The organism is Granulicella sp. S156, assembly GCF_009766105.1.
Classification (GTDB): Bacteria; Acidobacteriota; Terriglobia; order Terriglobales; family Acidobacteriaceae; genus Granulicella.
This window is the reverse complement of record NZ_LMUH01000013.1, coordinates 574,228-586,998: the sequence shown is the minus strand read 5'-3', so window position 1 is coordinate 586,998 and position 12,771 is coordinate 574,228. Positions and strand designations below refer to the sequence as shown.

Here is a 12,771-nt window from a genome sequence, read left to right as displayed (position 1 = left end):
CGGTGCCGTCGTAGATGGCGTTGGCTACGTCGGAGGCCTCGGCTCGCGTGGGACGCGGGTTGTCGATCATCGACTCCAGCATCTGGGTGGCCGTAATAACAGGCTTGCGGTACTCCGCCGCGCGGCGGATGATGTGCTTCTGAATGGCCGGAACCTTCTCGGGCGGAACTTCCACGCCGAGATCGCCACGCGCCACCATAATGGCATCGGAGGCCTCGAGAATACTGTCGAGATGGTCGATAGCCTGCGGCTTTTCGAGCTTGGATACCACCCAGGTGTCATAGCCAAGCGCCGCGATCCGGGTCTTGACGTAACGCACGTCGTCGGCGGTCTGCACGAAGGAGACGGCAATGATGTCTGCCCCCGCCTTGAGCGCGAATTCGAGATCGATTTCGTCCTTCTCGGTCAGTGCGGAGACCTTGATCACAACACCGGGGAGGTTGATCCCCTTCTTCTCGCCCAGCAGGCCACCGTTGATGATCTCGGTGACAACGTCGGCGCCCTGCAACTCCAACACGCGCAATTCGATGAGGCCGTCGGAGAGCAGCACCTGGTCGCCCGGCTTCAGATTTTCTGCAAGCGTGGTGAATACAGTGCTTACACGTTCGGCAGTACCGTCGATCTTCTCTGGCGTAATCGTCAGGCGCTTCCCCGCTTCGAGCATCACAGGCTTGTGGTCGACCAGCGTTCCGGTACGAATCTTGGGCCCCTGCAGGTCGGCGAGGATGCAGATGGGCTTATTCTCTTCGCGGGCGACTTTGCGCACCATTGCGATCAGTTCGCTCTTCTGCTCGTGCGATCCGTGCGAAAAGTTGAGGCGCGCGACGTCCAGTCCAGCGTGTACGAGCTGGCGAAACGTCTCCTCCGAGCTGGAGGCCGGTCCCAATGTCGCCACGATCTTCGCACGCCGCAGATTTTCACCCCAACCTGCGCCTAAACCACCGTTCTTAACCGCCATTTGCACTTGTCCTTCCACCTAAAGCTTCTGCTTAATCCTTTTACTGCCTGTCAGTCAGCCATTCTACCTGCCCGACGTTGCAGCCTGGGCGATTCCCTATTGGGTATATCCGCGTAGGAAGAACGTTTGTGTGATTTTCCCCGAAGAAAACCACATTGCACAATCTTCGATGGGCCTAGCGGCTGTGGAAACGCTCTAGCTGGAGAACTCATCCACCGGGATGTCAGGCTCCGCATTTCGGCGTTCTGCGGCGAGCTGCGCGTTGAACTCCGAACCTGCCAGGACGCAGAGCGCGATGATATAGAGCCAGAACATCAGCGCGATAGCCGCTCCCAGCGAGCCATATACCCGCGAATAGTTGGCGAAACGCGTGACATACAAGCCAAAGATGAGGGTAGAGACGAACCAGAGCAGGGTTGCGACCATCGCCCCGGGAAGGCTCGCGCGCCAACTCCAGTCCATACGCAGGGAGAGCCAGGACTCCACATGCTGTCGCATGTGCCTGCTGACGTCTGTGCCCAGGTGGTAGATAACGGCGATGATGCCGACGCTGCCGGCCAGTGCCATCGTCCAGCGCAGGATGAAGGAGGCTATATAGACCGGCATGCGCTTTCCGGGCGCCATCTCTCCAGCCAGCCAGTGGGTTATGAAATGTCCAAAGACCACGAGCACGCTGGCCGCGGTCATGGGGACCAGTGACAAGGGCACTAAGGTCAGCGCGCGGATGCGCCTGGGCCAGAAGCTGCCTTTCGTCAGAGGCAGGTTGTGGGCGCGGCGGAAGCCTTCCATCAGTGTGACCATGACATTGGCCGCGCCGAGGATGCTGACTACAACGGAACCGAGCAGCGCCCGTGCGGTCTGGTGGGTATCGTGCGACGTTGCGAAGTAGGCATCGAGCACCGGACTGACATTCGACGGCAGTACGCGGTCGAAGAACAAGGCCATCTGAATGCGCAGAGGCGTTGTGTCCGGCAGGAGAGAGACGACGGCGGCAGCGACGATCAATCCGGGAAATAGAGCGACCACGGCCGAATAGGCCGTAGCTTGCGCAAGAGTCAACACATCATGATCGATCGCTGCCCAGAATGTGGCGCGCAGCAACAACCCGAACCGGAAAGCTCGATGTGTCGGCTCAAGGCAGACGTTCTTCCACAAGGCTCCGGCTATCTCAGTCGAGGTGCGCGCCATAGGGTTTCGCCGCTAGCGTTTCCACTTGTTCAGAAAGGCGGTGAGATCGGAGGACTGCATGTGGCGCATGTCCTCGAACTCCCCGGTCTTCTGCGCGAAGAGCACGTTGCCGTGCTCATCCAGCACGGCCAGCGCCGGAACACCCTTGTTGATCGGCACGCCATACCTGTTCGCGATATCGAGGTTCGCGTCGGTACGGCCGATGTTGACGTTTACCTTGACGAAGTTCTTGGCCAGCAACTCATCGTTGGGGCTCTGGTGAGCGTAGATGTCCAGCACCTGGCAATCACCGCACCAGTCGCCACCGAAGTCCAGGAGCACACGGCGGTGCGTGCGATGGGCTTCGGCCAATGCTGCCTTGATGTCCGCCGGAGCGGCCTCGATGGTGGGGTAGATATGCTTCGCCTGCGCCACCACCGTAGCGACGCCCCCTGTGCTCAACAAGGCGGCCAGAACAACCGCTCCAAGTGCCTTGCGCTTACCGGAACGAAAAAACGCCTTCACTGTCATTTTTTGTTGCTCCTCGGAGATATCTCCTCCATCATCCGCCAAAAGTGGCGTATGGAGCAAAGGGCAAAGCCGTTCTCCCCTGGAGTCCCAGGCCAGAAAGCACTTCAGGCACCGTGGGAGGACTTACTTGAGGCTGTCTGCTGCCGCTGTCGCGACCGCGACATCTTGCTCCCCCAAACCTCCCGATATACTCACTCCACCAACGACTTCTCCCTCGATCAGGATCGGACCCCCTCCCTGGAAGGCGCACACCTCCGGGAGAGACAATGCATGTTGAGCCAATGCGGGTGGCAGGGTCTTCACGAATTCTGCTGTCCTATGAGTCGCGATGCGATAGCGGGCCGCTCCCTTCGCCTTCATGATTGAAGCCTCCGATGCTCCAGGTGGTGCGGAGTCCGCGGTTTCCATCAGCAGGATGACGCCGGCCCGATCAACGACAACGACAGAAAGAGATATTCCCAGTTCCGACGCTTTGGTCAAGGCATGGTCTCGCACTCGCTTCGCGCCTGCCAGAGTAAGGTTATGCCAAACCGCCCGAAATTCGCTCATCCAGATATCTCCTGACAAGGGACACTATAGAAACAGGACCCGCTTGTCACCTGTCGAGCGCTGCAATGAAGCAGAGAGTTCGCTGAAAAGTCGTAGCGCGCTAAGGCCTAACGTGGAGCGCGATGCAGACGTTTGTGGCGCTCCACCTGGTTACCTCAGCGGCTAAAGCCGCGTTGCAATGGAAGCATTTACGGCACGGGTAAACCCGTGCCCTTAACGAAACATGGCTTTTCAGCACCCTTTGAAGGCCCTCAGCCCACGCAACGAAGCATTGGCACCGTCTATTTGCTGCCGGCGTAATAACCTTCGCGGGTCTGCACGGTGAGCTTATTCTTGCTCTGCGCGGCGGTCATCTCCAGATCGATTTCGTGGTAGCCGTCGGAGGTTGCCGCTGTTTCCGGTGTAAATCCTAAGCGATATTGCGAATGCAGCTCCTCGGCGATCTCCGCGTAGATCGTGTCGACCGTGTCTTTCTTCGAGACCTCAAAGACACGTCCGCCGGTTTCGCCGCACATGCGCTCCAGGATCTTTTTCCCGTCGACGTGCTGCGGGTAGTTGTTACCGCCACCGCGACCACCACCACCGCCTGAGCCGCCACCGGGATATCCGCCTCCACCGCCGCCGGGCCAGCCGCCGCCGCCGCCGGGAAACCCTCCTCCGCCGCCGCGATGGCCGCCAGGACCGCCAGGGTTGTTGTTGTTCTGATGCTGCTCTTCACCCTTGAAGTAGATTGCATAGATGATGGTATCGGCACGCTGCGCTGTTTCGATGGCCTCGGCGAGCGACTCCTTGCTATTACGGTCGACGCCATCGGTAAGCACGATGAGCGCGCGGCGGCCCTTCTGTTTGGAGGTGATCTCATCGGCTGAAAGGAAGACAGAATCGTAGAGAGCTGTGCCACCGCGGGCATGGTCGTTATTGTCGTCGCCCCCATTCGATGTCGGCTGGAACGAGGGCGCGGAGGGTGCCGCTGTATCGAGTTCTTTGAGCGCCTGCTGCAGCTTGGGGCGGGAGTCTGTGATGTCTTGCAAGAGCTCTACCTGACGCGCAAACTGCACGATGAAGGCCTTATCCGAGACGCGATTGGCGCTCGCGGGGGTGAGCATCTTATCCAGGAAGGTGGTGCTCGCCGAGCGTTCACTGTCGATTACCGTACGCTGGCTCTGGCTGGTATCGACCAGAAGACCGAGAGTTAGCGGAACGTCCGTATCGTGGTCGAAGTAGCGGATCGTCTGCGCTTTTCCGTCTACCTTCAGGGCAAAATCGTCTTTACCCAGGTTCTGAACGAGCGCTCCATGCTTATCGCGGACCACAGTGGGGACGATGACGAGCTTAGCGTCGACCGACAGGCTGGCCGCCGGAACCGGAGGCGTTGTCTCTTGTCCGAACGCACTGGCACCCAGTGCCAGCAGGGCTATTCCAGTAAAAAACCGCAGGGATCGCATGCCTCTTTAGACGGTCGCCCCGAAGGCGGGTTTCAGGATTATGGGAAAGGCCGGAAGAACGCACATGCGAATCTCCGCTAGCAGTTTCACAGTGGGTATAGTGCGGAGTGAAAGACTTTTGCGTGGTTTTCACCAAGAAAACCACATTGCACTCTCTTTCCGAGGCCACAGTAACTGTGAAACTGCTCTAGCATCTCAAAGGAAGAGATATATGTCTGGAAGAGGTTGTAATGCGTAAGTTGTTTGGAACGGATGGGATTCGCGCTGTGGCTGGAGAGCCGCCCCTGGATCGGCACACGGTGCGTGCCGTGGGCGTGGCCCTGGCGACGAAGTTGAAGGATGAGGCCAACGGCAAGCCGGTACACGTCGTGATGGGCATGGACACGCGAGAGAGCGGTCCCTGGATTGCTGCGACGCTGGCAGCCGGACTGCGCGAGGCGGGCGCTGAGGTGGAGTCGGCCGGGGTGATTACGACTCCCGCTATCGCGTTCCTGGCACGGAAGCATGGATTCAGCGCGGGGGTAGTGATCTCGGCCTCACACAATCCGTGGCGGGACAACGGGATCAAGATCTTTGGCGGCGATGGTTATAAGCTGCCCGATGTTGTGGAGCTTGGCATTGAGGCGGAGATTGAACGGGTGCTGGCGGATGGAGATCGTGCCTCTGCGGAAGAAAGCGAATACAGGGGTCTCTCCACTGCGGCGGCAAAGGACGCCGCCTCCGGTCGAGATGACAGTGATTTTGGTGGCAAAGATCAGTTGCCGGAGGTCAATGAGAGTTATCGCGCTGAGTACATCCGGTTTCTGCTCGAGGCCGTGCCGGACATTTCGCTGGACAATCGCCGCGTGGTCATCGACTGTGCAAACGGCGCGGCCAGCTCGGTCGCCCCGCAGTTGTTCGAGTCGCTCAGGGGGACCGTCGAAGTGACGCATGCTTCTCCTGACGGCCGCAATATCAACGAGCGTTGCGGGGCACTGCATCCTGAGGTTGTTGCAGCCGAGGTAAAGGTTCGCCATGCGTCGATGGGATTTACGTTTGACGGCGATGCCGACCGAGCTCTCTTTGCCGATGAGCATGGCAACGTCGTAAACGGCGACGCGGTGATGCTGGTCTGTGCGCGCGACCTGCAAGCTCGCGGCAAGCTTGCGGACAACCTTGTCGTCGCGACGACGATGTCGAACATGGGCCTGGAGGCTGCGTTCAAGCGCTCGGGGATTCGTATGCTGCGTGCGCCGGTGGGCGATAAATATGTCCTCGAAGAGATGCGGAACTCAGGAGCTTCGCTGGGCGGTGAGCAATCAGGGCACATCCTGTTCCCGGCCAAGGCGACGACTGGCGATGGCTTGCTGACGGCGCTGCTGGTGCTGGATGTCGTGCATCGCTCAGGAAAGACGCTCGGAGAGTTAATTGCCGACCTCAAGAACTATCCGCAGGTCATTTTGAACGTGAAGGTGCGCGAGAAGAAGCCGCTCGACACGATCCCTTCTGTTGTAACGACGATTCGCGCAGCCGAGGAAGAGTTGAAGGATTCGGGCCGCGTGGTGATTCGGTACTCCGGCACCGAGACGCTGGCACGCGTGATGATCGAGGCCGAAAGCGAAGAGGCCATGCGACGACACGCGGAGGCGATTGCCGGTGCTATACGAGCGGAGCTGGGGGTTTAAGACCCAGCTCAGGCGAAGATGACGGTCTTGTTCGCGTAGGACAGGATGCGGTGGTCGAGGTGCCACTGCACGGCACGGGAGAGGACCATACGCTCAAGGTCGCGCCCCTTCTGGATGAGACTGGGAAGCTGGTCGTTCTGCGAGACGCGGGCGACATCCTGCTCGATGATCGGCCCCTCGTCGAGGACCTCTGTGACGTAATGACTGGTCGCTCCAATGAGCTTGACCCCGCGTGCGAAGGCGGCGTGGTAGGGCCGCGCTCCTGTGAATGCGGGCAGGAACGAGTGGTGCACGTTAATAATGCGGCGCGGATAGGCATCGACGAATGCCGGCGACAGTATCTGCATGTAGCGCGCAAGCACGACAAGATCGATCTTGTTCTCGGCGAGCAGGGCGAGTTGTTGTGCCTCGACTTGCAGTTTGTTCTCGCGCTGGACGGGCAGGTAGTGGAATGGAATGCCGTGGAACTCGGCCAGAGGCCGTGCGCTCTCATGATTGCTGATGATGAGCGCGAGGTTGCAGTGGAACTCGCCGGTCTGGTGGCGATGCAGCAGGTCGGCGAGGCAATGCAGGTACTGCGAGACGAAGAGACAGACGTTCTGCGGAGCGTCCGCGAACTCGACGCGCCAGTTCATGACGAACTGCTGGGCGATGGGCTGGAAGGCTGCGCGGAAGCTGGACTCACGGAAGTCCGCGACGTCGGTTGCGAACTCGACGCGCATGAAGAAGAGACCCAGCTCGGCATCCTGATGCTGATCGGCGTTGAGGATGCTGACGTCGTACTGCTGAACGAGGAAGTTGATGATGGCAGCGACAAGTCCCTTGCGGTCGGGGCAATCGATAAGAAGCGTGGCGGTCTTGGTCATGTTTTGTAAGGGCTCGCCTACAGGCTACTGGATGTGATGAGCAATGCAAAAATGCTGGTTCATCCGTGAGGGTAGAGAGGTAGCCCTATAGGGCCGATGCGGAGCATGGCAGTATAAGGCTGCTACACTGGGCGACACAACCAGCAGAGGAGCACAGCCACTCCCTCACCGCTGTGCTGCACACAACAACGCCTACGATCGCTGGCTTACCGAACGCCCCGATGATCTTCAATACCTTCGTCTACTATGTGCTCTTCCTGCTTCCCGCCGCAGCACTGTATCGCTGTGTTGGAGCCCGGAGCCGACCGTGGGTGATTGCAGTCTCCGGATGCCTCTTTTTTGTTTATTTCGCGTATTCGCTGGCGGGCCTTCCGGGTACGCTTTGCCTCGGCATCTTTTTGTGGGAGGCGCTTACCAGCCGTCTCTACAAACAGGGATCGCGCTGGTGCCTGGTTGGAATGCTGCAGAGCCTGCTCTTTCTGGGAATCTTCAAGTACTGGAACTTCTTCAGCGGCATCCTCTTCTGGCGACACACGAATCCGCTTCACTGGCGGGGAGCGTTTCTGCCGCTTGGTATCTCGTTTTTCACGTTCGAGTTCTACCACTACGCCTTCGATCGTCGAGCCGGCAGGAGCGAAAAAGGAACTCTCGGCGAATATCTGGCGTTCATTCTCTTCTTTCCTACGATGGTTGCCGGGCCCATCAAACGCTTTCAAGATTTTCTTCCCAAGCTGCGCGCAACACCCGAAGATTGGCAGCATGACTGGGAGCGCGGCCTCACCCGGATTCTTACAGGGCTCGCCAAGAAGTTCGCCATCGCCGATCTGATGACGGCGTGGACCGTGCACCTGAACAGGCACGACATCTCCGTGGCCGACCGCCGGGTGCTGCTTCTATGGCTATTCGCGTATGGGTTGCAGATCTATGCCGACTTCTCGGCATACTCCGATATCGCTATCGGCTCTGCGCGGCTCTTTGGCCTGGGAGTGCCGGAGAACTTCAACTGGCCCTATGGCCGCCGCAATATCCAGAGCTTCTGGCGTTGCTGGCACATGTCGTTCACACGCTGGCTCATCGACTACGTCTTTGTTCCTTTGGGTGGATCGCGTGTGCCCCTGCCTCGCGTGTGCTTCAACATTCTGGCCGTGATGCTGATCTGCGGGCTTTGGCACGGCGCGGGCTGGAACTTTCTGGCATGGGGTTTGTGGCACGGTATCCTGCTCGTGATCCATCGGCTGTGGCGAAGAGTCCGCGGCGCTCCCAGCACTCGCGCGGTTCCAGTGCTGGCCAGCCGAGCGCTTACGTTTCTGGCCGTGAATGCCGGCTGGGCGTTGTTCTGCATGGATCTTCCGACTGCTACGCTCTTCTATAGGAGGCTTCTAGCGGGCTGATGCTTACGAACCTTCGAGAAACGATCGAATACCTTGCCGGCCAGCGTGACGAACCAGGGCCGTGGCTCGCACGCACCCCGAGGTGGATCTCCGGCTCTATCGTCTGGCTTCTCGCCATGGCGCTGATATATTGCTTTTGCGGTCAGTCGACCCAATTCACGTACATCAACTTTTGAGCATGAGATCAAACCCGCTACCCAGGATGGTCACCATTTGCCTCATCGCGCTGGCCGCGGGAAATGTGCTGCTGTGGCTGTCGGGCCGTGGCTATTACTACCTTAGAGATATGGAAGCCATCCAGAGGGCACAGCACCCCGACGTGCTGTTTGTGGGTAATTCTTTGCTCGAAGGCCGCTTAGACAGCGCAGCCTTGAATCAGGGCGCGGCCTCCGGCGGACATAGCTATACACCGCTAAATACCGCGCTCAGTGCGAGCGCGCCCCACGCTCAGGGGCTGCTTGCGCAGTATGCCATCCAGTTGCATCCACAACTGCACACAATCGTCATTGGCTTCTACGACTACCAACTTACCGAAAAAAGCGACATTACTCCCGCGGACCTGATCGGCAGCAATGCCGTTGCTCTCGACAGCCGGATACCTGTACACCAGGTTGCAATCATCGACCATTTCGACACCGTCCAGATTGGCGAGGTGCTCCTGATGCGGGCCTTCCCGATGGTGATTTGCCGCCAGTATATCTGGGAAAATGCGGAGAGGGTGCGCCGTTTAATGAGCAAGCTGGGCATACCTCCCTGGTCCATACATCTCATGGGCCGCCCGCAGTCGTACTACGTGACTGAGCCGCGGAGGTTTCAGGAAGATCCGTCTCATTTCGGTTCCAGTTACGAGTACGTGTTTGGAAAAGCCGCTAACGCCAGGATGCATGTCGTTCTCGTGCTGATGCCAATGTCGCCCATTCACCGTAAGGTCTACTACACGCGGCAGACGTGGCAGGATTACATGGTGAAGCTACAGAGCCTTTCCCAGCAGCGCGGATTTACCTTCGTGGATGCTTCCGCCTGGATGCCGGATGCAACGCAGTTTCAAGATGCTATACATATGACGCCTCCGGCCGCCACTGCATTTTCCTTCCGGCTTGGAGGGGAATTGGCGGCGGCGGAAGATGCAAAGCCGGGAAACTGAGCTCTGTTCTTCGTAGGTCCTATGAGCTATTTGATGTCCCGCCAGTTGTGGCCGAGGCCTACGTCGGCGACGATAGGTACGGAGAACTCCGCGGCCGATTCCATCTCTTCCTTGACCAGCTTCTGCATCTCGTCAGCCTCTTCGGGCACCACGTCGAAGAGCAGTTCATCGTGAACCTGCAGCGTCATCAGAGAGCGCAGGTTGCGAGCGCGCATGGCTGCGTCGATGCGGAGCATGGCGATCTTGATGAGGTCGGCGGCGGTGCCTTGCAGCGGTGTGTTGATCGCGGTGCGCTCGGCGAAGCCGCGCTGGTTGGGGTTGCGCGATTGGATGTCGGGGATGGGGCGCACACGGCCGAAGGCGGTGCGGACCGCCTGGTCGCGGCGAACGGTTTCGAGCGTCCGCTCGATGAAAGTGGCCACGCCTTTGTAGCGATCGAAGTAGCGCTCGATGTACTCGCGCGCCGTCTTCTGGTCGATGCCCAACTGTGCGGCCAATCCGAAGGGCGAGATGCCGTAGACGATGCCGAAGTTTACGGCCTTGGCGCGGGCACGCGTCTCCTTGTCCATCGTCGCGGCGTCGACCTCGAAGACCTCGGCCGCGGTGAGGGTGTGGATGTCCTTGCCGGTGCGATAGGCGTCGAGCAACAGAGGATCCTGCGAGAAGTGCGCCATGAGGCGCAGTTCGATCTGCGAGTAGTCGGCAGACATCAGCAGATTGCCCGGCGCGGCGATGAACGCCGCGCGAATCTCACGTCCGACCGCGGTACGGATGGGAATGTTCTGCAGGTTGGGATTGATCGACGAGAGACGGCCCGTCGCTGTGCCTACCTGGTTGAACGTGGTGTGGATGCGGCCGTTCGCGTCGGTCAACGCAGGAAGCTGATCGAGGTAGGTAGACTTCAGCTTCTGCAGTTGGCGGTACTCGAGAACGATCGCCGGCACCTCGTGGTGCTGGGCGAGGTCTTCGAGGATGTCCTGCGCTGTCGAGATAACTTTGCCCTTGCCGTGCTTGGTGGGCTTGGGCAGATCCATCTTGTTGAAGAGCACGTCGCCGAGCTGCTTGGGCGAGTTGATGTTGAAGCGGTGGCCTGAGCTGGCGTAGATACGCTCGGCGAGGTCGTCGATGGTAACGGCGAGGCGCGAGCTCATCTCGCGCAGGAGATTGCTATCGACTCGAACGCCAGTCTGCTCCATGTGTAGCAGGACGGAGACGAGTGGGAGGTCTAGTTGTTCATAGACGTCGGCGAGGGTGGAGTGTTCGTTGAGAGGAAATGCCTGTGCTGATTCGAGCGGAGCTGCAGGTCTCTCCACTGCGGCTGCACTGCGCTCCGCATTCGGTCGAGATGACAGAGTTGAGGTGGTATCAGCGAAGAGCATCTCCTTCGTGACGGCGCCACCCAGGGCGGGATCGTCCTTCGGAATGATGTGCGTTGTGGGGACTTCGGTGAGCTGTTCGCCAAGGGTAACGGCCAGGCGCGCGATGGCTGCGGCGGCTTCCGGAAGGCGCTTCGGGTCGCTGGGATTTTCTTTGGTTGGCTGGTGAGTCAGGGCGCGGCTGGTAGTGCGCGCGGCCAGGTCGATGAGCGTGTGCGTGCTGTGGGTCGGGTTGAGCAGATAGCTCTGCAGCATAGTGTCCGTGATCGGCCCGGCGAGCGTGACGTCATGCGGCTGGAGCGCGCGCAGCACAGCCTTGAGGTCGTGGACCTGCTTGGGAAGCGCAAGGCCGGCGAGAGCTTCGCGAATGCCTGGAGTATCGAGTGTGACTTCGATGGCGAATGTCGAGGTGACGGCAAGACCAAGGCGGCAGGCGGGATCGGATGCGCCCTCAGGGGCTAATGCCCCGCTCGCTGCAAGGCCCGTCTCCTTCAAAGCGGGCTCAGGTTCGGGTGCGCCGAAGAGAGACATCGTCTGCGGTGGTTCGGGTTCTGCTTCTTCGATTTCGGGGTTGGCGTTTGGATCGGCAGGATCTGCGGCGACTTCTTCTGCGATGGCTTGCGTCGTTTCGGCCAACGCGATGGCCAGGTGGCCAGCGGTACGGGCTTCGGCGAGTAATTTTGCGACGTCTTCTGCCGTGGGCTTGATGTTGTAGGTGACCGGCGTGGCGTCGACGTCGGGAGCGAGCTCTTTGAGCATCGTCGTGAACTCAAGCTCCGTGAAGAGGGCGCGGCAGGCGGCGTTGTCGACCGGCTGGGTGCGCATATCGTCAAGCGAGAACTCGATGGGAACTGCCGTGTGAATGGTGACGAGCTCTTTGGAGAGCAGGATGTTGTCGCGGTTGTTCTGCAGCGACTCGCGGTAGGTCTTCTTCTTAACCTCTTCGGCGCGATCGAGCGCGCCTTCCACCGTGCCGAACTGCTGGATGAGTTCGACGGAGCCCTTGTCGCCGATGCCCGGCGCGCCGGGAATATTGTCGATGGCATCGCCGCGCAGCGCCATTACGTCGATCACACGCGCAGGCGGAACGCCGAGTACGTTCTCGACGCCTGCCGGATCGAGGATGAGATTGTCCTTGGTGGGATTGAGGATCGAGACGTTCTCGTTGACGAGCTGCATCATGTCCTTGTCCGACGAGACGACGTAGACATGGTGACCGAGCGCGCCAAGCTGTGTGCTGAGCGTGCCGATCACATCGTCCGCCTCGAAGCCTTCGTAGAAGAGGATGGGGATGCGAAAGGCTTCCAGCGCGCGGCGGATGTAGGGCTGCTGCTGAATCAGATCAGGTGGCGTCTCGGCGCGGTTGGCCTTGTAGCCGCCGTACTCGATGGTCTCGAACTCCTGGGTCTTGATGTTGAACTTCTTGACGTCCTTCATCTGCTTCGCCTGCTCGTTGCGAAGCAGGGGCGCGCCGACATCGTAGATCGCGGCCAGGTACAGCGGCTGAAAGTCCTTGCGCAGCTTGTTGATCATGTTGACGAAGACATACGTCGCCGCCGTGGGGATGCCGGTGCGCGTGGACATCGGGCGCGAGCGCTGCATCGCGTGGTACGCGCGGAAGATGAAGGCCATCGAGTCGAGCAGGTAAATAGGCGGTTTGTCGGTCTGGTTCGGCATGAT

General features: G+C 59.7%; 10 protein-coding genes. 3 read left to right on the top strand and 7 right to left on the bottom strand.

The features are described from left to right. The 5 genes from pyk to GSQ91_RS12365 form a co-directional block, all read right to left on the bottom strand. The coding region (gene pyk / locus GSQ91_RS12385) for a pyruvate kinase (RefSeq protein ID WP_158821847.1) at nt 1-958 on the bottom strand (958 nt) is incomplete at its 3' end. Between the two features lie 195 nt (nt 959-1,153). Continuing rightward, complete coding sequence (locus GSQ91_RS12380) at nt 1,154-2,146, bottom strand: YihY/virulence factor BrkB family protein (protein WP_158821846.1); 993 nt, start codon at nt 2,144-2,146, stop codon at nt 1,154-1,156. Between the two features lie 12 nt (nt 2,147-2,158). Then, nucleotides 2,159-2,656: a thioredoxin family protein gene (locus tag GSQ91_RS12375; protein WP_158821845.1), complete on the bottom strand. Its 498-nt coding sequence runs from the start codon at nt 2,654-2,656 to the stop codon at nt 2,159-2,161. A gap of 123 nt (nt 2,657-2,779) precedes the next feature. After that, a complete protein-coding gene (locus GSQ91_RS12370; protein WP_158821844.1) occupies nt 2,780-3,205 on the bottom strand; it encodes a heme-binding protein in 426 nt (141 codons plus the stop codon). A gap of 281 nt (nt 3,206-3,486) precedes the next feature. Beyond that, nucleotides 3,487-4,650 (bottom strand): VWA domain-containing protein, encoded by a 1,164-nt coding sequence (locus GSQ91_RS12365; RefSeq protein ID WP_158821843.1) that lies wholly within the window; start codon nt 4,648-4,650, stop codon nt 3,487-3,489. A 230-nt stretch (nt 4,651-4,880) separates the two neighbouring features. On the opposite strand from GSQ91_RS12365, the gene glmM reads away from it, so the two are divergent. After that, nucleotides 4,881-6,314, top strand: a complete 1,434-nt coding sequence (glmM, locus tag GSQ91_RS12360) for a phosphoglucosamine mutase (RefSeq protein WP_158821842.1) — start codon at nt 4,881-4,883, stop codon at nt 6,312-6,314. 8 nt (nt 6,315-6,322) lie between these two features. Here the strand turns inward: glmM and purU are convergent, their stop codons facing one another. Then, nucleotides 6,323-7,180, bottom strand: a complete 858-nt coding sequence (gene purU, locus GSQ91_RS12355) for a formyltetrahydrofolate deformylase (RefSeq protein WP_158821841.1) — start codon at nt 7,178-7,180, stop codon at nt 6,323-6,325. A gap of 221 nt (nt 7,181-7,401) precedes the next feature. Between purU and GSQ91_RS12350 the strand changes: the two genes are divergently transcribed. Both GSQ91_RS12350 and GSQ91_RS12345 read left to right on the top strand, forming a co-directional pair. Continuing rightward, nucleotides 7,402-8,571: an MBOAT family protein gene (locus tag GSQ91_RS12350; RefSeq protein ID WP_158821840.1), complete on the top strand. Its 1,170-nt coding sequence runs from the start codon at nt 7,402-7,404 to the stop codon at nt 8,569-8,571. Between the two features lie 178 nt (nt 8,572-8,749). Beyond that, nucleotides 8,750-9,715 carry a hypothetical protein gene (locus GSQ91_RS12345; protein ID WP_216845203.1) on the top strand — a complete coding sequence of 322 codons (966 nt, stop codon included), beginning with the start codon at nt 8,750-8,752 and terminating at the stop codon, nt 9,713-9,715. Nucleotides 9,716-9,741: 26 nt separating this feature from the next. Here GSQ91_RS12345 and polA read toward each other — a convergent pair whose 3' ends face one another. After that, complete coding sequence (polA, locus tag GSQ91_RS12340) at nt 9,742-12,768, bottom strand: DNA polymerase I (protein ID WP_158821838.1); 3,027 nt, start codon at nt 12,766-12,768, stop codon at nt 9,742-9,744. Between the last annotated feature and the right edge of the window lie 3 nt (nt 12,769-12,771).